Raw genomic sequence first — 25,253 nt, 5'->3', positions numbered from 1 at the left:
TTCATTCCGTGATTTAAAAAAGAGAAAGGAGCCAGAACGTGTCAAAGTTTAAAAATGTAAGAACCCTATTATTTTTCGGGTGGGTTGTCATCTCAATATTAAGTTTCCTTTGGATGCCGAATATGGATGACCTTGTTAGAGAAAAGGGGCAAATAACCATACCAGATAATGCCTTAAGTAGAGAAGCTTCACATATGTTAGAGGAAATGGATGAGAATGCAAATACGTATGATTTTATAGCAGTAATAGGATCAAAAGATGGCAAGAAAATGTCTAATCAGGAGAAAGAGGAATTAGATAAACTTCTTGCAGAATTAAAAGCCAGACAATCAACACTTGGTATCGAAGAGATGACAACGCATTTAGATGGTGAAGAAGCAGCTTCGGTTCTAACAGCTGAAGATGGTTCGACCATACTAGCGCAGATTTCTATTGACCGAGAGCAAGGAGAATTACAGGAAGTCGCTAATTCTCTTAGAAGTAAGCTCATAACAGAAACACTCCAGGTTTCTATTACTGGCAACGAACTTGTCATGGAAGACTTTGTTCAGGCGACGCAGGATGGGATTAAGAAAACCGAGGCAATTGCCGTCGTATTCATCCTACTCGTATTAATTCTTGTTTTCCGTTCACCGATTATACCGTTTATCTCATTATTATCTGTGGGTGTATCCTATATCGTCTCTATGTCTATTATTGCCAACTTAGTAGAATCATTTAATTACCCATTTTCAAATTTTACGCAAGTGTTCTTAGTAGTGATTTTATTTGGAATAGGTACGGACTATAATATTTTACTTTTTACGAGGTTTAAAGAAGAGCTGAGTAAGCAGGAATCCATTTTAGAGGCACTTAAAGTTACCTATCGTACGGCAGGAATTACTGTTTTATATAGTGGTTTAGCGGTGTTTATTGGTTTTATTGTATTAATGTTTGCTCAATTTAGTTTGTATCAAGCTAGTTCGGCAGTAGCTATTGGTGTAGCAGTCCTTGTCGGAGTGTTGTATACATTTAATCCATTTTTCATGTACGTATTAGGGAAGAAAATGTTTTGGCCATCTAAGAAATTTGATGGTCATGCAGACAGTAAATTTTGGGGATTTCTATCAGGACATTCAATAATGCGTCCTTTTCTCTCATTACTTATTGTCCTCCTTATCTCTTTGCCATTTGTATTCAAATACTCGGGAGAATTAAGCTATAACGACCTTCTTGAAGTAGATGATTCTTTTGAATCAAAACAGGGGATCAATCGGATAGAAGACCATTTTCCTTCTGGGTTCTCAGCACCGGCAACATTAGTTATAAAAAATGAGCAATCACTCAATCAACAAGAGTCATTGCAAGCGATAGATGAATTGACAGAGAAAATATTAGCTGTCGATGGCGTATCCAAGGTACAATCTGTAACAAGACCAACTGGAGAAAAAATAGCAGAACTCTATTTAAATGATCAAACAGATCAATTAAACCAAGGGATTGGGGATGCTAACAAAGGGGTAGGATCGATACATGATGGTTTATCTTCTGCTGAAGGAGAATTATCAGCCAATCAAAATAGTAATCAATTAGAAGATGTGCAAACACTCATTGATGGAACAACAAATGCTAAAAACGGAGCGTCGACCTTAGTTGAGGCACTGAATGAATTAACAACTGGAATTCAATCAGGAAGTAGTGGGGCAAGTGAGTTAAATCAAGGGGTTGCAGATGTGAAGGCAAGTGTGGAACAGCTTTCTGGTGCAACTGGCACATTATTGAATGGCTATACAGATCTGCAAACAGGTCTTTCGAATACAGGCAATGTATTTATACAGATGAATACTGCAGTAACAAGCATGACTTTGGCATTTACGCAAATTGAGCAATCTTTAACAAACTATATTGAAGAAAATCCCGAAGCTGCTTCAGATGAACATATGCAATTCGCATTAGGAACAGCAGGGGAGGCGAAGCAACAAGTTGAGGGGTTAAATACGCAATTAGAAGCTGTTCATCCGCAATATGAAAGAGCGATGTCCCAGTTTGAAGAAGCGAATGCAGGACTAGAGCAAGTGGATGCTGGTTTAGAAAAACTGCATAACGGTTTAGTTGCATTAGAGTCAGGTGCAAATGAATTGCAAGCAGGGCTAGCAAATGGTGCAAATGCATCAGACGAAATGGCAACAAAATCGGGTGAATTAGCGTCTGGTTTAGCCCAGATTAATGAGGGACAAACCATGCTCCAAACGGGTTTAAATGATTTAAGTGAGAAAATGGTGGAGTTACAAAAGGGATTAGTAGAAAGTACAGATGGATTAAATCAAGTAGGAGAAGGTTTACAGGATGCAAATAAGTATCTTAGCGGGTTAAGTGACTCGAAAGCTTCAGAGAAATTCTTTATTCCAGAGGAAGTGTTAAATGGAGAGGAATTCCAGCAAGCACTTGATATGTATGTATCAGATAATCAAAAAATGACGACGTTGACGATTGTGTTAGAAGAAAATCCTTATACAAATGAAGCCATGAAGGTAATGGAGGAAGTCAATCGTCAAGTGCCGGCAAGCTTGAAGGCAACCATTTTACAAGATGCTGAATATGCAATCGGTGGGCAAACACAGCAAAATCTAGATTTACAAAATATTGCTACAGAAGATTTCGCTCGAACGGCAACAATAATGTTAATTGGCATTGGCGTCGTTCTAATGGTCATTACCCGTTCAGTTATGCAGCCATTATATATTATTGCTGCACTTCTATTAGCCTACTATACTTCATTAGGTATTAGTGAATGGATGAGTCAATCTATTCTTGGCGTGGGTGAACTCGCTTGGAATGTGCCGTTTTTTGGCTTTATTATGATTATCGCTCTTGGGGTCGATTATAGTATCTTTCTTATGATGCGTTTTAATGAAGTGGATGGTAATCCAGTAAATGCGATCTTAACGGCAGCGAAAAATATAGGTGGAGTAGTGATATCGGCTGCTATTATTTTAGGAGGGACCTTTGCTGCATTAATCCCTTCAGGTGTTATTACACTGATTGAAGTGGCGCTAGTTGTGATAATTGGGCTAATCATGCTGAGCTTACTTATGCTACCAATCTTAGTCCCATCATTTTTAGCCATTGGGGAGAAATTAAAGAGAAGAAGAGAAGAGACCTAAAGTTAAGAAGAACAATCTCTTCCCCGGCTTTCTTAAGACCCTTCTATCAGAAATAAGAAAAGAGCCGAACATTCGCTTCGGCTCTTTTGCTTTAATCCTTCTTTAACTTCGCAGCCCAGAAATTCCCTAATGACTGTAATCCTTGTACTAAAATAATCAGTAAAATGACTGTGACATACATCACATCAACTTCATATCTTAAATGTCCATAACGGTAGGCTAAGTCACCAAGTCCTCCGCCGCCAACGAGTCCTGCCATTGCTGTAGCACCAATTAATCCAATTGTTGCAATCGTGAGTCCAAGAACGATTGAAGAGCGAGATTCTCTAACAAGTACATTCCATATAATATGTCTTGTTTTAATTCCCATTGCTTCATAGGCTTCGACTACGCCACGGTCAACCTCAAGTAATGCTGATTCCATTAAGCGCGCAATATATGGAGCAGTATAAATAACAAGTGGGACAATTACGCCTTTTACACCAATCGATGTACCGACAATAAATTTGGTAAACGGTAGAATGAAAAATAATAAGATAATAAAAGGTACGGAACGAATGACGTTAATCACTACGTTGAGCACATTATATACAAATTTATTATCTAGGGCTTTACCTGGTCTAGTCAAAACAAGGAGAATCCCTAATGGTAGCCCGATCAGAATGGAAATAGCGAGAGAGATACCAACCATTTGGAAGGTTTGTATCGTTGATTCCCATAAATCAGCACCCCATGCATCAAGAAATTCGTTGATGGCGTTCATTGAGTGTCACTCCTTCCACATGGACTTGTTTCTCTTGTAAAAATTGTATGGCTTTGTTAATTTCTGCTGTATCGCCTTTAAAATGGACAAGCAACTGTCCGAATGCTTCATCTTTTAATCTTGTAATATTACCAGATAAGATATTAGGGAAAATATCATATTTTTTCGTTACTAATGCAAGTGCAGGATCACCTGATGATTCACCAAAGAAAGATAATGTTGCCACTTGGCCACTTTCACTTAATTCCTCTAATAGATCATCGGGGATATCATGTGAAAATAAGCTATTAACGAATCTTTTTGTTGTACTGTGTTGAGGAGAGGTAAAGATATCCTTCGTTCGTCCCTCTTCAATAATTTCCCCATTTTCCATAACGGCCACACAATCGCAAATCCTTTGGATAACATTCATCTCATGTGTAATAAGGAGAATCGTAATCCCTAATTCTTTATTGATTTTTAATAGCAAATCAAGAATTGCCTCTGTTGTATCTGGATCTAAGGCGCTTGTTGCTTCATCGCTGAGTAATACTTCTGGTTCATGCGATAATGCACGTGCAATAGCAACCCTTTGCTTTTGGCCACCAGATAACTCAGCTGGATAAGCATTTTGTTTTTCACTTAAACCGACAATCTCTAAATATTTATTAACGCGGCTCTTTACTTCTTTCTTATCTAATCCTGTTAGTTTAAGAGGGATAGCAATATTATCATAAACTGTTGCTGTTTTTAATAAGTTAAACCCTTGAAAAATCATGCCGATATGACTTCTTGCTTCACGGAGTTTTCCTGGTGTCAGCGTGGTTAAATCCACCCCATTGACTTTTACAGAACCATTATCAGGTTTTTCAAGTAAGTTCACACAGCGAATTAATGTACTTTTACCAGCGCCGCTGTATCCGATAACCCCGTAGATTTCTCCTTGATTCACTGATAGTGAGACATCCTTTAATGCATGGATGCTTCCTTGTTTTCCTGTAAAGGTTTTGGTTATATTCTTAAGCTCTATCATGATTTGATGCTCCCTCCGTAACGCTCATTTTTAATCATTTTACCAAGAGACGATAACTGATCCGTCAAATTCCTCTTCAACAAACTTTTCAATTTCTTCACTGCGGTAGATATCAGCTAATTTTTCAAGAATTTCATCATCTTTATTCTCCGTACGGACAGCAGCGTGGTTTACGTAAGGTGAATCCTTAGGCTCGATAAAGATAGCGTCTTTAGAAGGGACAAAACCGGCTTCAATTGCAAAGTTCGTGTTAATAGCTGCAGCGTCAAGCTCTTCTAGCTGACGAGCGATTTGAGCAGAGTCAAGTTCAATAAATTCATAGTTACCATTGTTTTTTTCAATATCACGAACTGTTGAATTAATACCTGTTTCAGGATCTAATTCGATTAATCCCGCTTTTTCAAATAGTAATAGAGCTCGGCCACTATTTGTTGGGTCACTCGGAAGACCGATTTTTGCGCCATCTTTTAATTCAGCTACATCTTTTACATTGAGTGCATAGATGCCCATCGGGAATGAAACGGTATCAAAAGATTTAACTAAATCTAAATTTCTATCTTCTTTAAATGCATTAAAATAAGGCTCTGTTTGAAAAATGTTTAAGTCAATCTCTTTTTCAGCTAATGCGACATTTGGCATCACATAATCAGTAAATACTTGTGATTTAATGTTGATATTTTCTTCTTTAGCTAATTCAATTACTTTTTCTAAGATTTGCTCATGTGGACCTGCAGTGACACCAATGACTAATTCTTCATCGTCATATAATCCTTCTGTAGAGTTGTTGGCTTCATCACTACCACATGCAGCTAAGCCTGTTAAAGATAATAAGACTGTTCCAGTTAGTAACCATTTTTTCATGATGTTTGAACTCCTTTTTGTTCATTTTGTTTTTCTAATAATCGAAGTGCTTGTAAAACAGAATGTTCACTTATCTCGTTTTTCATAAAGTGAATAGATTCAGTTGGGCGTATCGCCTTTTTTACAATTGTCTTCATTAATTGCTCATCATTCACATCAATAGTTAGACTAGAGAGACTACTTGGCAATTGCCAGCTCTCATAAAACGGGAGAAGGTAATCAACTTCCGTCCATTTTTCTTCAATGGCCAATTGACCAAGAATCCCGTAAGCGACTAATTCCCCATGAAGAAAATCTTGGGCTGCATCCGCTACGGTTAGTCCATTATGAAACGAATGGGCACCAGCGATTCGTCCTGCTTTTTCGCCGAATCCACCGACCATACCCCCAGTCATGATAATCGTTTCAATCACACGGATAAGTGCTTTTGAGGTTTCGTTTTTGGCTACTGATTGTAGTGCGGCTTCACCATCATTAAGCAATGTATCTCGGCAAATTTTAGCTGAAAATTGCGAAATTTGTTTAGGTACAGGAAGTGTTTCTTCAGGGTAAAAACTTTCAATTAGAGCTTCAGCTTCATAAAACTTGGCTAATGTATCCCCAATTCCTGCTTTTAAATAAGTAATAGGCGCTTTAGCAATAATTTCAGGTTCAACCAATACGAGGGTTGTCGCAATAGGGAACTCTGTATAATGAGTAAAGCTGCCTTCTTCATTATAAAAAACACTTAATGGTGTCCATGCGGCACAGGTAGCTGCGATTGTTGGTATAAGAATGGATTGAACAGATGCTTCAATCGCAACTGCTTTTGTTATATCTAATGCTGTCCCACCACCAATACCTATTACGCCATTAGCACCATCATTTGTTATTATTTCTTGGATGTCATGGACCTTTTTTAAGGTAGTGTGACCATCTATATAATGAAGGTGAACGTTGTTATCTATTACTTCCTTGGGCAAGTAGGGTTGCACGGCTTGCCAAGCTTTTTTACCGGTTATTATATGGTATTTGGAAACAGAAATATCTTTAAGTAGGTCGGGGAGTTCTGTTAGAATGCCTGAACCTAATAAATAATGTCCTGGAGCCCCTTTTACGATTGTTACAGTCATTTCCTCTCCTCGTTTCTCTTTTGATGTGATGATAAAAACAAAAATGCCTCTCATCATGAGAGGCATAAATATACTAGAATAGTAGTAAACCTCTCTCATATATCAAAATACCAAAAAGTATTTTGCAGGATTTAGCACCTGTTCATATGGGTATATGAATGGTTGCCGGGCGTCGCAGGGCCAGTCCCTCAGCCGCTCTTTATAAGAGAAAATGCTTTATTAAATTATATTCATAATATTATCTATTACATGAAAAGTCAATAACATAATTGAAATTAATCATTAAACTAGTGATGGTGTTCTACTTGTGGGGTGTTTTCTTCAATCGGATGAATTGAGTTCTTCGCTTCTTGATGAATTCCCGATGCACAGATAATGGCGATGCTTAATAAGAATGTTAGATAGAAGGGCACAGGTCGATTTTTCAATGCTTCCTTTAATGAATGTTTTTTGTGCATGAGAAGCATCATGGCAAAAATACTAATTAAATAAATCAGATCCATGCTAATGATCATAAATGTAACTTCACTGGGTACCAACATAATGCCTAGCATTGCCCCCATCATACTTCCCATGAGACTTGACGCTTGAGCTTCAACGAGTCCGTTTGTTTTAAACGGTAGTCCTATAAAAATGGCAATGACAGCGCTAATGAGAATTGATAATACAGTTGCTTTAGCCATTTCTGGTAACCACACAGATATAATCAAACCGATTGTTAAGCTACTCGTCATACCAACCACCATGGGAATACATTTAGAATATTTTGTAGCTATTTCTTTCTTTTTTCTAACGGCACTAATAAAGAAAAAGAAACTGTAGCCGACAACTAGAAAAAGACTGAACAAAGCAAGCATATTCAAATTACCCTCCTTTGGATGCTCATAAAATATCTCGATGCCTCCTTTCATATATATTTTGTATCGTAGTGATTATGTCAGTGCAATGATAAGAAACTTTTTATACTGTTCATTCGTAAATGAATAAAGCAATATTTTCAAACTAAGAAAAGTGGTAGTCTTGGTTTATAAGTTTTCATTCAGAACAGTTTTATAAAAAAAGGAGTTTTTATATGGGGGAAGAAATAAAGATTAGACCGATACATATAAATGATGCAAGAGATATTCATGATATGCATAGGCAAGATTCTATTATTCAACAAACAATGGCCTTATCATCGGGGAGATTAAAAGATATTGAAGATTATATTGAAGGACTTACAAAAGAAGACGATGTATTTGTTGCAGAATGTAACGGTCATGTTCGAGGGATAGCTTCCTTAGAAGAGAGAAGTGGAAAGTTAAGATATAGCGGAATGTGTCCATCTCTATTAATGAAGAAGTACAAGGAAGAGGGATTGGCAAGACGCTTCTTGAGCGAATAGTAAAGCTTGCCGATGAAGAGTTAGGACTCATCAGATTAGAGTTAGATGTATGTGCAGATAATATAAGGGCGATTGCATTATATGAAATGTTTAACGAGGCTTTGTCTAGCTCCGGACGCCATCGGCTCGAGGTCATAAGCCAATCCGTCAAAAAGGTTAAAAAACAACCTTTCTGCCGGCTCGTCTTATGCTTGTCACCGATAAGCGGGCGCCCTGCGCTTTTCTAATTTATAGATGTCATTATTATGGGAAGAATTAAAGAGAACCTTTAAATAGAAACGATTTAATGTTAAAATTTCACTTCCTGCACGTTAATTAAATCATAACTAAAGGAGAACAGCTGCTTTGAATCACTTAATAATGGAACAACTAAAAACCTATTTTAAAGGAATCAACCCAGATGATTTAGTTATGGAGCAGATGGAATTTGAAGAAAATGTGTATGATATCCTGTTGGAAGATTGGGGAGAGTCAATTGGCTCGGTTCGTATGGATGAATTAGGTGTGGCAGAGTTTTTCATTTATACGGATGAACTAGATGAAATTCCAGGGGAAATGAGTAAGTTTGATATGATCATGCAAGCAGAGCAGTTTATAGAAAGGTTCTATGATTCGACTTTCAGGCATGGGTTATATTTGTCAGCATACATTGACTTAGGTGAATATCATATGATTTTATATAATCGCAAAGATGAGCGGTTGAATAAGGAACTCCCTCATTCTGGAATTAGTTTTACAATGCTTAGTAATGGGGTATTAAGTGCAGTCGAAAGAGAAAGCATGGATTTTGAACTTGTCTATCCCAAAACACTGATTACGAATGAAGAAGCGAAGCGGATTTATTTAAATCATTTAAGGATTCTACCTGTTATTGCAAAGTATGATAATGACATATTTGTCAATGGTGATGATGAGTATCACTATGTTTATCAGTTGGAGGATTTTATTCTTGGTGTACACACAAATGGGGGAATACTTACCTCGGATTCGTTTGGTGTTGGCAAAACGCTGATGACATCCTTACCCGATTTGGCTGAATTTATAGATATTTATACATTGGCGGGAATGACGGAAGACCATATGCTTGTAGCTGAAGCAAAAACGAAAAGTGGTAGACTAGAGGTATGGAGTAAGTTACCTAAAAAATCTTTACGGGTGAGTGAGGAAGATTTATTAGATGATGAATTAGATATCCCTGGTGCGATAAAATTTGTATTCAATGCGGATGGAAGACTGCTTAAATTAATGGGCTTAGATGATTCTGAAACGTTTGTTTCTGGACATGTTAATTCGAAAGTGGCGCTTTTAACTGCTACATCAGTGTTACAAGCAGTTTGTGATAACCCTCATGATTATTTTAAACTGCAACAATTAGACGATAATGTAATAAGTCAAAAACCCGCAAACGGCATATACGATTTTACGTTTATTCGACAAGAAAGGGGCGTTCAAGTAGCTGATGCTTTGGTTCATATTCAAATAGACGATACAGGCTTGGTGAAATATGTAGATGTAGATAGTGAGGTACTCCAAGACTTCTCAAAGGTATCATTTGTCGCAAGCCTTACATTTAAAGCGGCAACAGAAATGATTAAGGAAAAGCTTTTTATGGAATTAAGCTGGGGAAAGAATATAGAGAAGCATCAATACACATTAACTTATTTACCGACCTATCCACTTACTACTGGCCATATTAAAATGATTGATATGAATACAGGGGAACCGTGGGTTATTGACACGAGTTGTATGGATCAATATTAAAACGAATACTGCCTTTTATGCTGAATAATGTATAAAGGCATTTTTTAATTAAGTGGCTAATACAAAGATACAAGGCTAAAGGTCTTGAAAATCGAGTTTAATATATTTTTAATTGGGTAAAAGGTGTAAGGGATTTGTCGAACGGTTGTGTATTCTGTCAGACAAAGAATAATAAATAAAATTTGTCTTAAACTATAACAAAGGTTTTTAGAGGCAGATTAAAGTGAAGTAGAAAAGATTTTTGGGAAAGGAACAATCTATGAAGAGAGTATCGAATGTTTTTTGGATAACTGTAGTAATTGTATTTATTTTTGTCGCTTTAGGTGTAGCGATTCCTAGTGTGTTCGAAAGGATAACAGCTAATTTACAAGATTTATTAACAAATGGTTTTGGATGGTATTACCTTATTTTGGTAACTATCATTGTCGTATTTTGTCTATTTCTCATTTTTAGTCCTATTGGCTCGATTAAATTAGGGAAACAGGATTCTAAACCGGAATTCTCTACTATCTCTTGGTTTGCGATGTTGTTTAGTGCTGGTATGGGCATCGGGCTTGTATTCTGGGGAGCGGCAGAACCGGTATCTCATTATGTCACACCTCCACTGGCGAACGGAGAGACAGATGAAGCGTTTAGAGAATCTTTACGATATACTTTCTTTCATTGGGGCATACATGCATGGGCTATATATGGACTTGTCGCTTTAGTATTAGCCTATTTTCAATTTAGAAAAGATGAACCGGGTTTAATCTCAGCCACATTAAAGCCTCTTTTTGGAAAAGCGATGGACGGTTTTTGGGGTACACTAATTGATGTATTGGCTGTATTTGCAACAGTTGTAGGGGTAGCAACGACCTTAGGGTTGGTGCAGCACAAATTAATGGAGGATTAACGTATTTATTCGGGATCCCTGACAGTTTTATAGTACAAGTAATCATCGTTGCGATTGTCACAGTATTACTTATGCTTTCAGCGTGGTCAGGCTTGAGTAAAGGCATTCAATATTTAAGTAATGTAAATATGGTTTTAGCAGTAATATTGGTACTGCTTGTCTTTGTTTTAGGTCCAACAGTACTTATTTTAAATATGTTCACAGATACGATAGGTGGTTACATACAAAATATAATGCGAATGAGTTTTAGTATTTCACCACTGAATGAGGACCATCGATCATGGATAAATGATTGGACTATATTTTACTGGGCATGGTGGATTTCATGGTCTCCATTTGTCGGAATTTTTATCGCTCGTGTTTCAAAAGGTAGAACAATAAGAGAGTTTATCTCAGGTGTACTATTAGCTCCAGCGTTAGTTAGTCTTTTCTGGTTTGCGGTATTTGGTACATCAGCCGTGGACGTTCAAAGAAGTGGAGCGGTTGATTTAAGTCAATTTCCAACGGAACAAGTACTATTTGGTGTTTTCAGTGAGTTTCCAGGGTCTATGGTGATTTCGATTATTGCTATTCTATTGGTAGCCATTTTTTTCATTACTTCAGCAGATTCGGCCACATTTGTGCTAGGTATGCAAACAACTTATGGCTCTTTAAATCCTCATAATTCTGTTAAGCTGACTTGGGGAGTGGCACAATCATTAGTAGCCTTAATTTTGTTATATAGTGGGGGCTTACAAGGTTTACAAAATGCATTGATTATTTCCGCTTTCCCTTTCTCATTTATAATGATATTAATGATGATTTCAATTTATCGGTCATTAATGCAAGAAAAGAAAGAATTGGGTTTATATATTAAACCGAAGAAAAGAAAAAAAGAGCAATAAATAAAAGAAGCGCGGGGCTTTTATTCGCGCTTCTTTTTAGTTACAGTAAAGTATCATTCTTTATTTTACTTTTCTTAAAACCATCATACGAAGCATAAACAGCTGAAATGATTGTAATCGCAATAGATACCCCAATAATTGTGTCAAGAATTGAGCTTATACTTGTTGTTGTTGTGTTAAAGAGCTGACTAAGTTCATTGATTAAATTACTGTGAAAGAGATTTGGTTGCAGAATAATTAATAGGAACAAAATTGTATACAAGAGTTGATAGATAGTGTTAATGGTTGCTAAAGATTTGGTCCACTGCCTCTTTACCCATTTATATACCGTTAATGTGAGCTCGCATAAAAGAACAATCAAAACAAGTGGCCAGAATGAGAGAAGAAGCTCTTGGTTGAAAATCGGCGTCAGTAGGGTTAACCCTGTTTCTTGATTATTTTGTGTATAGATACCGACTCTATCAAGTGCGATGAAGTAAATGGTACCCCATATTGCTGTCCAAAGGAACGCAGCAAAAATATCGATCTTCGTGATTCCTTTTTTCTTGGGAATAACAGTGATATTTTTCAAATCATCTGGTGTCCATTTTTCTCCTGTACCGGCGATTTCATAAGGCGCGACGCCAGTTCGTTCCATAATGATGAAGACAATAGCGACCCAGAATACGACTTGGATAGCTGTAGATATAACCGTCCAAATCCCTTTGCCAAAGGCAGTAAATATATAAGTCCAATCTTGATCGCTGTTTAGGTAAGTAATTACTCCTTCAAAAAAGATAAAAGCAACAGCAAACCCAATGGCAAGTTGTAAAATCATCTTCATAGTGGTCATGAATAAGTCATAATAATCAGGACCGATTAAATAGGAGGGCGCATCGCGATAATTCTTCGCGATTTCTGCAGGATCTCCTAAGTCCTCCAATACAGCTTTAACATCTTCGAGCGAATAATTCTCTGGTAGCGCATCTAAGATGGATGATTTTAGCTCTAAAGCAATGTCATTCCGTTGTTTTTCTGGTAGACGCTTTGTAACCTCATGGATATAAACATCAATCCATTCCATTGTTATTTCCCCCCTCTAATAATAAATTCATTTCAGTAGACATTTTTGCCCACTCCTCCTTTAATACTGCGAATATTTTCTTCCCATATTCACTAAGCTGATAATATTTTCTTGGTCTGCTTTCGGTTGTGTCCCAACTACTAGTGACAAGTTCTTGTTTTTCCAGTCGTCTAAGTAGAGGGTATAAAGTACTTTGTTCTATTTCGATGCCTGATTGTTCTAAGTTTTGTACTAAAGAGTAGCCATATTGTGGTTCGTCTAACTGACTTAAAACCGCTAATGTAAGTGTTCCACGTTTTAGCTCTGTTGTAAGGGAATGTAATAAGTCTTTCAATTGTAATCACCTCGTTAATAACAATAGTGTATATCATACAGTATTATGAAATCAATAATAATGTGCATAATATTTTTCGACAGCATTTCTTAACATAAATCTCCAAGGTAGAATAGCTGAAAATGAGAAAGAATAAGAATGCAGAGGACAAGATACATTCGACATTATTTTCAACCATCAGGTTTGTTAACGTGTGGAACGGTTATTTACATAAAGTAATATCTTTTTACTAATGGTAACAAGCGGTGTTATGGTATGATAAACACTAGATTATAAGGAGGGACAGATAAATGGAAGGCGCTTTTTCATTCCTTGATTCTGAGAACACCTGGATACAGCTAGGGATATCAATAGGAATCGTAATACTTTTTTTAATTTTTCGCGGTATTTTTGCAAAATATTTGTTTCAACTATTAATGAAGGTGAGTAATAAGGCAAACTCTCAGCTTTTATCTCATATCTTTCTTTCTTTTGAAAAACCGGTGAAATGGATTTTCATCATTGTCGGTCTATATATCGCAATGGACTTTTTCCCATATTTAGAACAACATAATAGGATATTTGTTGCACTTATAAAATCCGCATTTATCACTATGATTGCTTGGGGATTATATAATGTAGCATCAGCTTCATCAGCAGTCTTTATAAAAATGCGTGATAAGTATAAGTTAGAGGTGGATGATATTCTCATTCCATTTTTATCACGTATGTTAAGAATAGTGATTATGGTTATTGCTGCAAGTATTATCTTGCAAGAGTTTGGATACCATATCAGTGGTCTTGTAGCAGGGCTTGGTATCGGTGGTGCTGCAATTGCTTTTGCAGCGAAGGATGCAATCGGTAACTTATTCGGAGGTTTCGTCATCATAACCGAGAAACCTTTTACAATCGGTGATTGGATTATGACGCCGAGTGTTGAAGGGACCGTAGAAGATATTTCCTTCAGAAGTACAAAAGTCCGGACATTCGCACAGGCGATTGTTACATTACCAAATGGGACAATTGCGAATGAACCCATTACGAATTGGAGCCGAATGGGAAAAAGACAAATTACCTTTAATTTATCGATCTCACATGAGACACCAAGACATAAGCTACAACGTATTGTTGATAGAATTCATTCAACTTTAGTAAATAATGATGATATCCATCCAGAAACCATCTTTGTTACTTTTGATGAAATTAAAGATAATTCATATGACTTATTTTTGTATTTCTTTACGAACACAACCAATTGGGGAGAATTCCTTAAAATTAAAGAGAATATTAACTTTCAAATCATTGATATTCTAGAGCAAGAAGGTGTCATCATTGCGCTAGAAAGCACTCGCGTATATGTTGATTCCGACAAGCTCCTTGCAGATCAGAAGGAAAATAAAGATCAATTAATGTTAGGGAAAGATTCTTAAAAACGAAATCGCTTCTTGTTTAGAAAAGAAGCGATTTCCCTTTTGGTAAAATAATTGAATATTCTACATAATGAAGGGTGAGATAGATGCAAAAATTATTATTAACCGGTTTTGAACCTTTTTTAGATTTTCCAATTAATCCAACCGCAGAAGTTGTGGAAGCATTAGATGGCAAAAAAATTGGGAATTATCATGTGCAAACGGCCTTGCTCCCCGTCTCGTTTAAACATGTAAAACAAACACTTATAACAAAAATGGAAGAAATGAATCCAGATGCCGTGATACTTATGGGGCTAGCAGCTGGTAGAGATAAAATAACGCCCGAGCGGATAGCGATTAATGTAAATGATGGACCTGTTGATAATAACGGAGTTCAACCAGTGGATGAGCCTATTCACATGGATGGCGAAGATGGTTACTTCTCTACGCTACCTAATAGGCAAATGATCGAAAGGCTTCATCATCATGGTTTCCCTGCAAAAATTTCTAATACAGCAGGAGCTTATTTATGTAACCATGTGATGTATCAAGTACTGTATTATATAAAAAAACATAACATTAATATCCCAGCAGGGTTTATTCATATTCCTGCGTCTCATCGATTAGCATTGACCAATAGTAAACTGCCTAGTTGGAGTCAAGAGGATTTAACAAGGGCGATCGAAATATGTATAGAAACGTTAGAGTAGTTAGGGGAATCTAATGTGATTTTAGGTTGAATTAGCATTTAAAGCAACAAATCCGAATAGCGTTAGAGTCTGAAGAGGCCTGGCAAGTGAAAGATATATCTTATATTGGGAGAGGAGTATTAAACGCTGTTTATCTAATTGAAGACCGTTCAAAAGGAAAGTTTGCAGTAAGAACTCCTTGGCTGTTATATTCTCAGTGTATAAAAACTGCCACAGAACATCATCTGTGGCAGTACAAACATAAATTAATTTTTGTATTCTATCCGTTATTAGCAGATTTAGATTTTTGCTTATCTCCTTGTTTATCTTTCTCTAATAAAACAATTAATCCTGGTAAAAGTACACCTCTTATAAGGAATGTATCTAATAGAATTCCAACGGCTACAATAAATCCGAATACAAATAGTAACTCGATAGGTTGTGTCATTAGAACAGCGAATGTTGCGGCTAGAATCAAGCCGGCTGAAGAAATGACTCCACCTGTATGAGAAACAGCTAATTGAACAGCTTCTTTGACACTATGGTGCTTTCTTTCTTCTTGAAAGCGAGAAACGAGCATAATATTATAATCGATTCCAAGTGCGACAAGAAATACAAAGGCATATAAAGGAACGCGGTTACTTACAGCATCGATTCCGAAAAATATCTCTGTTAAAAATGTTCCTAATCCTAATGCTGCTAAGAATGATATGAGAATAGTTCCCATCATATAGATTGGCATTTTGATCGATTTTGTCAAAGCAATAAGGAGCAAGAAGATGAGGACCGTTTCAAGGGTAACAATCAAAAGGATATCATTATTGTTCACTTTACGATCATCTAATGATGACGCTGTTTCCCCTGAAAAATAAATGTCACCATCTATATTACTGTTATCTAATAACTCTTCTTTCTCATTTACTATTTTTTCTAGTTCATTAATACTTTCAATCGCATAAGGACTGTCATTGAAAGTCAAGCTCAGTTGAAGAACTTGATTGTTTTCAGCTGTCCCAGAAGGTCTAACTTCATTTACTTCTGACCTTGATGAAAGTTGTTCGACAATAGAAGAAATTTGTTCTTCAGATAATGCTTGTGATGATTCAACTAAAACAGTTGTTGGTGCAAGATCGCCGCTAGAGAAGTTTTCTTCTAATACTTCATAACCGACACGAGATGGCATATCTTCAGGGAAAGATTTTATCGTATCAAATTCATAGTCTAAGTTTGAAATATTTAATGCAGAAACGACCAAGATAACCCCGACAGATACAACTGATACAATCGGTTTTTTGACAACGAATTGACCTACCTTACTCCAGAAAGAACTTCCTTTCACTGAATGGTCTCCCACTTGCGGTACTTTTGGCCAAAATGCTTTTCTGCCAAATAACGCAAATAACGCAGGGATGAGCGTTATGGATGAGATCATGATAATCGCCATTGCTGTTGCGAAAGTTGGAGCGAAGTTTCGATAATCACCAAACTCGGCAAAGAACAGAACAAGCATAGCGGCAAGAACCGTGCCTCCAGAGAAGAAAACAGGCATGCCAACGCTTCTCATGGCCACTTTCATCGCTTCAAAAGAGTTTTCATGGTTTTTTAATGCTTCTCTAAAACGTGAAAATACGAAAAGTGAATAATCAACTACTGCTGCAAATAACAAGATCAACATAATCGAAATAGTTTGTTGACTGAGATTTAATCCTAGGCTTCCGAAAATACCTAATGACTTCATAACAACTTCATAAACAAAGCCAGCAGCCAATAAAGGAATGATAGCAAGCAGTGGTGAGCGATAAATAACAATAAGTAAGACTAATATTAAAGCGACAGTAGATAAAATAAGGACAACATCAGCTCTTGAAAATAGGTCAAGAGAGTCTGCACTAATGCCAGCAGGTCCAGTTACCCAAAAGTTTAGGTCTGTTTGATCTTCGACAATATCTTGCATTTGATGAATGGAAGTTTGAATATCTCCGCTTTCCATACTAGATGCAAATTGTAGTGGAATAACTGCTATGGATTGATCATCAGAAAAGAAGCCTTTGAGTGCTTCAGGTGGTAATTGTTCTAGTGGAATGACCTCAGTTATTCCTTTAATGTCATTATCCTTAAAGCTATTTAGTTGTTCTGCTAAAACAGAGGTTTCAAGTTGCTCATCATTTTTATCCTGAAAGACAAGGATGGCAGGAATACCGTCAGCGCTTGGAAAGTATTTTTCTAATTTGTTTTGGGCGATAATCGATTGGCTATCTTCAGGGAGAGTAGCAATTCTTCCCACTTGATAATCTTTCGCATTAGGAGCAAAAAATGCTAACCCTAGCGCGATAACTAGCCAACAGACGATGGTAATCCAGGCCCCTTTTTTCGTTGCTACTCGATCAGTAATAGTATGGAGCAAGTTTTTCATTTGATAGGACATCCTTTCAAGTTAGGTTGGGGTAAATATCATAAAAATCCATGCTTCTATCATATTTTGCTCCAAAGTGACACATGTGTCAATTATTATGTGCGTATCCCGTTACTTACCATTTCAATAATGGATTGAACCCATTGCTCACGTGGTAACTGAAAATGATTTGGAATGGCTACTGATTGAAAAATAAAGCCTAATATCATTGTGTCTGGCAAGGAGGGGTTTAACTTTCCTTCTTGCTTACCTAATTGGACAAAGTTTTGTAAGCATGTATACATATTTATACTCATGCTCTTAAAATAAGTTTGATTTGCAACTGTTTTTTCGTTTGTTGTATTCACTTGCTTTGTAATATTGATTAATTCCTGAATCTCAGTTCTTTCAAAGATAATCTCCATTAAGTAAGTAAATTGCCGTTCAAAATCCCCTTTTTCCTCAATTTGCTCGAGTTTTTTCATAAACTGATTCATTTCATAAATCATAAAAGCTGTAATAAGTTCATCTTTATTTTCAAAATACTTATAAATTGTCCCTCTAGCTACATGTAGCCTTTCTGCTAGTAAACTAAACGTAAATCCTTCATATCCAACTTCTAGTAATAATGCTTGTGTATGTTCGTATAATTCTGTAATGGAGAACTTTCTATCTCTACCCATATTTATTCACCTCATCAATATTATAATCGTTTGTCATTTATAATCGAAAGTTATATCTTTTTCATTCATTATTTCTGCAAAAAGAAAGAAGATAAAGTGTTATATTGAGAAACTACTTTTATGGATTAATTACGGAAAAATGGAAGAAGAGAAGGGGAAGGTGAAATGTGGTCCGTTTTGGTAAAAAAAGATTATTAATCCGATGTGTAGAATGGGTATTTAGGATGAGTGTTAGTTAAACGAGAAACATTATTAAGAAATACTCTTATTTGTAAGTAAACATGATTAGACGTCAATCGTATAGGAAGAGATTAGTATGTTAGTAAAATTTTAAGTTGATTTATTAATTCTAAATATTTATATTTTTAAGAATATTTAAAATATAAATGTTGACTATAAAAAACAATAAAGTTAATATATAACATATAGTGATAGACAATCTTACATGGTAAGTCTATTACTATTGTTAAATATCTAAAAATTCTGTTAAATAACAGAATAAAGGGGGTTAATTATGAAGAAAATTTCTTTTGGTTTTATGAGTTTATTTTTAGTAGTATTGCTTGCTTTAACTGGTTGTTCAAATGAAGAGGCGGGGGGGAAGGAAAGCGGGGATTCAAATAATGGATCATCTGGAAGTTCTATTCTTAGTAAAGTGATTGATAATAAGAAGCTAGTTGCTGGGGTGAATGATGAATTGCCAGGGTTTGGCTACATCGATGAGAGTGGTAAGAACGTTGGGTTTGATGTTGATTTCGCTCGAGTACTAGCAGCGGGTGCGATAGGGGATGCCGAAGCCGTTGAGTTTAGACCTTTATCTGCTCAAGAGAGATTTACAGCTGTGCAAACAGGCGAAGTTGATGTGTTAATTAGAAACACAACATGGACAACAAACCGGGATTCGGAAGTTGGTTTGAATTTTGCTCCAACAACTTTCTATGATGGGCAAGGTATTATGGTGAGAGCTGACAGTGGGGTAGAGTCTCTTGAGGATTTAAAAGGTATGCGTATTGGTGTAGATACAGGAACAACAACAGAGCTGAACTTAGCAGATCAGATGAGGGCGCTTGGTATTGAGCATGAGGCGGTTGTGTTTGATGGTCAAGATGCAGTGGTAGCGGCATATGAATCAGGAAGCATCGATGCATGGACAACAGATAAATCAGGATTAGTTGCAAGGCAGGCAGTTATGGAAAATCCTGATGACCATAAGATTTTGGAAGAGAACTTATCGAAAGAGCCACTTGGACCGTCAGTAAAAGGTGGAGATGATAAGTGGTTTGATGCAGTGAACTGGATGGTTAATGCTACTATTCAAGCTGAAGAATTTGGCATCAATTCTAAAAATGTTGATGAATTTTTAGAATCGGAAAATCCTGAAATTAGAAGATTGCTAGGAACTGAAGGAAATCTTGGAGAACAGTTAGGGCTCCCTAATGACTTTGCCTACCAGATTATTAAACAAGTAGGGAATTATGGCGAAATTTTCGAGAAGAATCTTGGAGCAGATACTATTTTCAAGTTAGATAGAGGGTTAAACGCATTATACACTGATGGCGGAATTCTTTACTCTCCTCCATTCCGTTAAGTAAAGATAGACCTGCTTGATGAGAATTCTCTATAGCAGGTCTATTTTAAACTATTAGTTAAATAGGTACCTCTAGAAGGGAGTGTAAGATGTGAGTGAACTGTCGAATCAGAAGAAGTCGATTTCTCCACCATTTTGGCGAAATAAAAAGATTATCCCAATTATCTTACAAGTAGTATTTGCTATTATCGTTTTAGCATTCGGATATCTTTTAATTAACAATGCGTTAAGTGGACTAAGACAAATAGGTTTACAGTTAGGGTTCGATTTCCTTGCCAATACAGCGGGGTTTTCTATTTCGGAGGCGATGATTGATTATCAACCGACTGATACATATGGAAAAGCTTTACTCATAGGCATGCTTAATACATTGAGGGTTGCATTCTTTGGTATCATTTTGACGACTATTCTTGGATTGATTGTAGGGTTGTCGAGAATGTCGAATAACTGGTTATTAAGTAAACTTGCCGGAGCGTACATCGAGATTTTTCGAAATACACCATTGCTTGTACAAATTTTTATTTGGTTTTATGCCGTGTTTTTACCAATGCCAAAAATTCAAGAAGCCCTTCAGATTGGACCAATGCTTTTCTCAAATCGCGGTACAGCTATTCCTTGGTACGAAGAAAATCAAGGGATTTTACTCTGGGGCATTTTATTCTTTGTGTCACTGGTAATTGCTTTTTTTGTATATCGTTTGATGTTAAAGAAACAAATCGAGTCTGGGAAAAAGATTTTTCCATCATTGTGGGCGTTGGGCGTTATCGTGGTGGTTGCTATTATATCTTACGTAGTCACTGGAAATACACCAGTAACCTTCCATGCTCCGTCTGTTGCAGGAAATGGGTTTGATGGTGGTTTTGTCCTATCACCTGGATTTTCCGCTATATTACTCGGGTTGGTCATTTATACATCTACATTTATTGCAGAGATCATACGAGCTGGGGTCAATGGAGTCAATAAGGGGCAGTCTGAAGCTGCGAAAGCATTAGGGTTAAAAAATTCAACAGCTCTAAGATTGGTGATTTTCCCACAGGCTATTAGAATTATTATCCCACCTTTAACCAGTCAGTATTTGAACTTAACTAAGAATTCAAGTTTGGCTGTTGCAGTTGGTTATCAAGAGATTGTAAGTATCGGAAACACAGTAATGAATCAAGCGGGGCGCCCAATAGAGGCCATTGCGATAATGATTGCTGTTTATTTAACGTTTAGTTTAATTACTTCTTTATTTATGAACTACTTTAATAAGAAAGCACAACTCGTTGAAAGGTAGGTGTAAGCATGAACAATGAACCTCAAATAAACGTTACTACTGATACTTCGGTTGTGGGACCGCCTAAAAAAACAGTCGGTGTAGGTGGTTGGTTAAAGACAAACTTATTCGGTACTTGGCCAAATATTATATTAACTATCGTGTCAGTTGCCATTATTTCATATGTTGTCTTCCATACAGGGGAATTTATTTTCACAGCTGATTGGACTGTTATCGAAACGAACTTTCGTTTACTCATGGTTGGGCAATTTCCATTAGAGGAGACTTGGAGAGTTTGGGTAGCTATTTTTCTCATTTCTGCTCTTTTAGGAAGCTCATGGGGGCTATGGCGAGGAGTGATGAGGCATGTGGCATTGGTTATTGCTGGGCTAATGCTCGTTTCGCTTGTCCTGCCATTTATCCAAACAAATACGAGGCTTATTCTTGTAGGGAATATTATTTTCATTTTCCTCTTTTATATAATAGGAAGAAAAGTGAAGAAGCTAAAAATCCCAGTTTTATTATTATGGATATTGTTCATTCCGCTTGTTATTTCTCTATTCAATGGTTTCGGTATTTTACCAAAAGTGAATTCTAATATTTGGGGAGGTTTCTTGTTAACGCTACTTATTGCAAGTGTGGCAATTGTTTGTTCTTTTCCTTTGGGAGTTTTATTAGCTCTAGGAAGACGAAGTAAACTCCCTGTAGTGAAATGGTTTTGTATCATTTATATTGAACTGATAAGAGGGATCCCTCTAATTACAATACTATTTGTATTTCAGTTGATGTTGCCGCTTTTTTTAGGTAATAGTATTGACGTGAGTAATGTCCTCAGGGCAATGGTTGGTTTCACATTATTTAGTGCGGCGTATTTAGCTGAAAATATAAGAGGTGGATTGCAATCGATCCCGAGGGGACAATTCGAGGCAGCGCAAGCTTTAGGTTTAAATTCCACATATACCATGGGTTTTGTTGTTCTTCCTCAAGCTATCAAAGCTGTAATTCCAGCTTGTGTTGGTCAATTTATCTCAATTTTCAAAGATACTTCTCTTGTAGCGATTGTAGGATTAACTGAATTATTAGGGATGGGGCAAAAGGTGATTGCAAATCCTGCCTTTTTAGGTAAGAACATGGAAGTATTTCTGTTTATCGCGTTTATTTACTTTATATTCTGTTCGCTTATGTCGTATGTAAGTAGAAGATTAGAAAATACTTTAGGTGCTGGAGAGCGTTAGGGGGATATATATAGATGGAAAGTATATTTGGAGTTGAGAAAATAGATATACCTATTGAAAAAAGAGAAAATATAATAGAAGTGAAGGGATTAAATAAATGGTTTGGACAACTGCATGTTTTAAAAGATGTAAATATTAGTGTGAAACAAGGTGAGGTTGTTGTTGTTCTGGGGCCATCTGGTTCAGGGAAATCTACTTTTATTCGCACCCTTAATGCTTTAGAAGAGTTCCAACAAGGACAAATAAAGATAGATGGTATTGAGTTGACTGATGATTTAAAGAATATAGAAGAAATAAGAAAAGAAACAGGGATGGTTTTTCAATCTTTTAATCTCTTTCCGCATATGACGATTCTAAAAAACATCTCTTTAGCACCGATATGGGTGAGGCGGTGGAAGAAGCAAAAAGCTGAACAAATCGCGAAAGAGTTGCTTGAAAGGGTGGGTATCCCTGAACAAGCTGATAAATATCCAGGTCAACTTTCAGGTGGACAACAACAAAGGGTGGCTATTGCAAGAGCGCTGGCGATGCAACCGAAAATCATGTTATTTGATGAACCGACTTCAGCGTTAGATCCTGAGATGGTAAAAGAGGTATTGGATGTAATGAAGACGTTGGCTGAATCAGGAATGACAATGGTAGTAGTTACACATGAAATGGGATTCGCTCGCCAAGTAGCTGACCGTATTGTTCTATTTGATTACGGTGAAATTGTGGAAGAGGGAACACCAGTAGAATTATTTGATAACCCACAACATGAAAGGACGAAAGCGTTCTTATCGCAAATACTATAATAAAAAGGAGTCAGCATAACATGAAAGTGCTGACTCCTTTTTATTTATGTAATAGATTAATTTTTTTAAAAAAGTTATTGACGAATAATAATAACAGGTGATATTATATTAAAGCAGTCGTTACTGACGCAGTAAACTTACATAAGATTTTATAAAAAAGTTATTGACATCAAACACACTGGGTGATATATTAAGAAGGTCGCTTCTGAAGCGAACGAGATTGTTCTTTGAAAACTGAACGAACATAAAACGTCAAGCGTAATTTTAAAAAGCTGATTTATCAGCAACAAAGCACCATAGGTGCAAATGAGCTAATCAAACACTTTATTGGAGAGTTTGATCCTGGCTCAGGACGAACGCTGGCGGCGTGCCTAATACATGCAAGTCGAGCGAATCTGAGGGAGCTTGCTCCCAAAGATTAGCGGCGGACGGGTGAGTAACACGTGGGCAACCTGCCTGTAAGACTGGGATAACTCCGGGAAACCGGGGCTAATACCGGATAATATCTATTTATACATATAATTAGATTGAAAGATGGTTCTGCTATCACTTACAGATGGGCCCGCGGCGCATTAGCTAGTTGGTGAGGTAACGGCTCACCAAGGCGACGATGCGTAGCCGACCTGAGAGGGTGATCGGCCACACTGGGACTGAGACACGGCCCAGACTCCTACGGGAGGCAGCAGTAGGGAATCTTCCGCAATGGACGAAAGTCTGACGGAGCAACGCCGCGTGAGTGATGAAGGTTTTCGGATCGTAAAACTCTGTTGTTAGGGAAGAACAAGTACCGGAGTAACTGCCGGTACCTTGACGGTACCTAACCAGAAAGCCACGGCTAACTACGTGCCAGCAGCCGCGGTAATACGTAGGTGGCAAGCGTTGTCCGGAATTATTGGGCGTAAAGCGCGCGCAGGCGGTTCCTTAAGTCTGATGTGAAAGCCCACGGCTCAACCGTGGAGGGTCATTGGAAACTGGGGAACTTGAGTGCAGAAGAGGAAAGTGGAATTCCAAGTGTAGCGGTGAAATGCGTAGAGATTTGGAGGAACACCAGTGGCGAAGGCGACTTTCTGGTCTGTAACTGACGCTGAGGCGCGAAAGCGTGGGGAGCAAACAGGATTAGATACCCTGGTAGTCCACGCCGTAAACGATGAGTGCTAAGTGTTAGAGGGTTTCCGCCCTTTAGTGCTGCAGCAAACGCATTAAGCACTCCGCCTGGGGAGTACGACCGCAAGGTTGAAACTCAAAGGAATTGACGGGGGCCCGCACAAGCGGTGGAGCATGTGGTTTAATTCGAAGCAACGCGAAGAACCTTACCAGGTCTTGACATCCTCTGACAATCCTAGAGATAGGACTTTCCCCTTCGGGGGACAGAGTGACAGGTGGTGCATGGTTGTCGTCAGCTCGTGTCGTGAGATGTTGGGTTAAGTCCCGCAACGAGCGCAACCCTTGATCTTAGTTGCCAGCATTTAGTTGGGCACTCTAAGGTGACTGCCGGTGACAAACCGGAGGAAGGTGGGGATGACGTCAAATCATCATGCCCCTTATGACCTGGGCTACACACGTGCTACAATGGATGGTACAAAGGGCTGCAAGACCGCGAGGTTTAGCCAATCCCATAAAACCATTCTCAGTTCGGATTGTAGGCTGCAACTCGCCTACATGAAGCCGGAATCGCTAGTAATCGCGGATCAGCATGCCGCGGTGAATACGTTCCCGGGCCTTGTACACACCGCCCGTCACACCACGAGAGTTTGTAACACCCGAAGTCGGTGGGGTAACCTTTTGGAGCCAGCCGCCTAAGGTGGGACAGATGATTGGGGTGAAGTCGTAACAAGGTAGCCGTATCGGAAGGTGCGGCTGGATCACCTCCTTTCTAAGGAATATACGGAATTAACTTGATGTTAGACTGTTCGTTCAGTTTTGAGAGTATAATCTCTCAATTCAATCGTTCTTTGAAAACTAGATAATGTAATGAAGAAGATTACCGAGTAATCGCCATCTTAGTTATTTTCTCTCTATA

19 protein-coding genes, 1 rRNA gene, 1 pseudogene and 1 riboswitch are annotated in these 25,253 nt (G+C 37.6%); of the genes and pseudogenes, 12 read left to right on the top strand and 9 right to left on the bottom strand.

What is annotated here, in order from left to right; all coding sequences use genetic code 11:
- Positions 1-38 precede the first annotated feature (38 nt).
- The gene (locus MKX83_RS20280) at positions 39-3,143 is read left to right on the top strand and encodes an MMPL family transporter (protein ID WP_341057433.1); all 3,105 of its coding nucleotides are present in this window, start codon (positions 39-41) and stop codon (positions 3,141-3,143) included.
- A gap of 91 nt (positions 3,144-3,234) precedes the next feature.
- On the opposite strand, the gene MKX83_RS20275 is transcribed toward MKX83_RS20280, so the two are convergent.
- The 5 genes from MKX83_RS20275 to MKX83_RS20255 form a co-directional block, all read right to left on the bottom strand.
- Positions 3,235-3,906, bottom strand: coding sequence for a methionine ABC transporter permease (locus MKX83_RS20275; protein ID WP_095371958.1), 672 nt, complete (start codon positions 3,904-3,906; stop codon positions 3,235-3,237).
- Positions 3,881-4,918 carry a methionine ABC transporter ATP-binding protein gene (locus tag MKX83_RS20270; RefSeq protein WP_095371959.1) on the bottom strand — a complete coding sequence of 346 codons (1,038 nt, stop codon included), beginning with the start codon at positions 4,916-4,918 and terminating at the stop codon, positions 3,881-3,883. Before MKX83_RS20270 ends, MKX83_RS20275 begins: the two co-directional genes overlap by 26 nt.
- Positions 4,919-4,957: 39 nt before the next feature.
- Positions 4,958-5,779, bottom strand: coding sequence for a MetQ/NlpA family ABC transporter substrate-binding protein (locus MKX83_RS20265; protein ID WP_095371960.1), 822 nt, complete (start codon positions 5,777-5,779; stop codon positions 4,958-4,960).
- On the bottom strand, positions 5,776-6,891 hold the full coding sequence (locus tag MKX83_RS20260) for an iron-containing alcohol dehydrogenase family protein (protein ID WP_095373604.1): 1,116 nt from the start codon (positions 6,889-6,891) through the stop codon (positions 5,776-5,778). The genes MKX83_RS20265 and MKX83_RS20260 overlap by 4 nt, the downstream gene beginning before the upstream one ends.
- A gap of 92 nt (positions 6,892-6,983) precedes the next feature.
- A riboswitch (SAM riboswitch) is annotated at positions 6,984-7,099 on the bottom strand.
- Positions 7,100-7,178: 79 nt separating this feature from the next.
- Complete coding sequence (locus MKX83_RS20255) at positions 7,179-7,754, bottom strand: hypothetical protein (protein WP_180316933.1); 576 nt, start codon at positions 7,752-7,754, stop codon at positions 7,179-7,181.
- 209 nt (positions 7,755-7,963) lie between these two features.
- On the opposite strand from MKX83_RS20255, the gene MKX83_RS20250 reads away from it, so the two are divergent.
- The 4 genes and pseudogenes from MKX83_RS20250 to MKX83_RS20240 all read left to right on the top strand — a co-directional run bounded on the left by MKX83_RS20250 (position 7,964) and on the right by MKX83_RS20240 (position 11,812).
- Positions 7,964-8,275: a hypothetical protein gene (locus MKX83_RS20250; protein WP_095371962.1), complete on the top strand. Its 312-nt coding sequence runs from the start codon at positions 7,964-7,966 to the stop codon at positions 8,273-8,275.
- Positions 8,209-8,502: a GNAT family N-acetyltransferase gene (locus tag MKX83_RS24685; RefSeq protein WP_095371963.1), complete on the top strand. Its 294-nt coding sequence runs from the start codon at positions 8,209-8,211 to the stop codon at positions 8,500-8,502. Before MKX83_RS20250 ends, MKX83_RS24685 begins: the two co-directional genes overlap by 67 nt.
- Positions 8,503-8,620: 118 nt before the next feature.
- Positions 8,621-10,036, top strand: a complete 1,416-nt coding sequence (locus tag MKX83_RS20245; RefSeq protein ID WP_157733902.1) for a hypothetical protein — start codon at positions 8,621-8,623, stop codon at positions 10,034-10,036.
- A gap of 259 nt (positions 10,037-10,295) precedes the next feature.
- Positions 10,296-11,812 (top strand): annotated as a pseudogene (locus MKX83_RS20240) (glycine betaine uptake BCCT transporter).
- 40 nt (positions 11,813-11,852) lie between these two features.
- On the opposite strand, the gene MKX83_RS20235 reads toward MKX83_RS20240, so the two are convergent.
- Together MKX83_RS20235 and MKX83_RS20230 are read right to left on the bottom strand one after the other, a co-directional pair.
- The gene (locus tag MKX83_RS20235; RefSeq protein ID WP_095371965.1) at positions 11,853-12,875 is read right to left on the bottom strand and encodes an HAAS signaling domain-containing protein; all 1,023 of its coding nucleotides are present in this window, start codon (positions 12,873-12,875) and stop codon (positions 11,853-11,855) included.
- Positions 12,862-13,209 carry a PadR family transcriptional regulator gene (locus tag MKX83_RS20230; protein ID WP_095371966.1) on the bottom strand — a complete coding sequence of 116 codons (348 nt, stop codon included), beginning with the start codon at positions 13,207-13,209 and terminating at the stop codon, positions 12,862-12,864. The genes MKX83_RS20235 and MKX83_RS20230 overlap by 14 nt, the downstream gene beginning before the upstream one ends.
- A 290-nt stretch (positions 13,210-13,499) precedes the next feature.
- Here MKX83_RS20230 and MKX83_RS20225 point away from each other — a divergent pair, with 290 nt between their 5' ends.
- On the top strand, positions 13,500-14,618 hold the full coding sequence (locus MKX83_RS20225; protein WP_095371967.1) for a mechanosensitive ion channel family protein: 1,119 nt from the start codon (positions 13,500-13,502) through the stop codon (positions 14,616-14,618).
- Positions 14,619-14,704: 86 nt separating this feature from the next.
- Positions 14,705-15,307 carry a pyroglutamyl-peptidase I gene (locus MKX83_RS20220; RefSeq protein ID WP_095371968.1) on the top strand — a complete coding sequence of 201 codons (603 nt, stop codon included), beginning with the start codon at positions 14,705-14,707 and terminating at the stop codon, positions 15,305-15,307.
- Positions 15,308-15,566: 259 nt separating this feature from the next.
- Here MKX83_RS20220 and MKX83_RS20215 read toward each other — a convergent pair whose 3' ends face one another.
- Together MKX83_RS20215 and MKX83_RS20210 are read right to left on the bottom strand one after the other, a co-directional pair.
- Positions 15,567-17,699 carry an MMPL family transporter gene (locus MKX83_RS20215; RefSeq protein WP_095371969.1) on the bottom strand — a complete coding sequence of 711 codons (2,133 nt, stop codon included), beginning with the start codon at positions 17,697-17,699 and terminating at the stop codon, positions 15,567-15,569.
- A gap of 95 nt (positions 17,700-17,794) precedes the next feature.
- Positions 17,795-18,361 carry a TetR/AcrR family transcriptional regulator gene (locus MKX83_RS20210; protein ID WP_095371970.1) on the bottom strand — a complete coding sequence of 189 codons (567 nt, stop codon included), beginning with the start codon at positions 18,359-18,361 and terminating at the stop codon, positions 17,795-17,797.
- A gap of 514 nt (positions 18,362-18,875) precedes the next feature.
- On the opposite strand from MKX83_RS20210, the gene MKX83_RS20205 reads away from it, so the two are divergent.
- The 5 genes from MKX83_RS20205 to MKX83_RS20185 all read left to right on the top strand — a co-directional run bounded on the left by MKX83_RS20205 (position 18,876) and on the right by MKX83_RS20185 (position 25,106).
- Positions 18,876-19,949, top strand: a complete 1,074-nt coding sequence (locus MKX83_RS20205; protein ID WP_095371971.1) for an amino acid ABC transporter substrate-binding protein — start codon at positions 18,876-18,878, stop codon at positions 19,947-19,949.
- A 100-nt stretch (positions 19,950-20,049) separates the two neighbouring features.
- Complete coding sequence (locus tag MKX83_RS20200) at positions 20,050-21,225, top strand: amino acid ABC transporter permease (RefSeq protein WP_411675024.1); 1,176 nt, start codon at positions 20,050-20,052, stop codon at positions 21,223-21,225.
- A gap of 8 nt (positions 21,226-21,233) precedes the next feature.
- Positions 21,234-22,439, top strand: a complete 1,206-nt coding sequence (locus tag MKX83_RS20195) for an amino acid ABC transporter permease (RefSeq protein WP_095371973.1) — start codon at positions 21,234-21,236, stop codon at positions 22,437-22,439.
- A gap of 14 nt (positions 22,440-22,453) precedes the next feature.
- A complete protein-coding gene (locus tag MKX83_RS20190) occupies positions 22,454-23,233 on the top strand; it encodes an amino acid ABC transporter ATP-binding protein (RefSeq protein WP_095371974.1) in 780 nt (259 codons plus the stop codon).
- A gap of 324 nt (positions 23,234-23,557) precedes the next feature.
- Positions 23,558-25,106, top strand: a 16S ribosomal RNA gene (locus MKX83_RS20185).
- Positions 25,107-25,253: the final 147 nt, after the last annotated feature.

Source organism: Cytobacillus sp. FSL M8-0252, from assembly GCF_038007345.1.
GTDB classification, from domain to species: Bacteria; Bacillota; Bacilli; order Bacillales; family Cytobacillaceae; genus Cytobacillus; species Cytobacillus kochii.
This window is presented reverse-complemented; position numbering and strand designations above follow the sequence as displayed.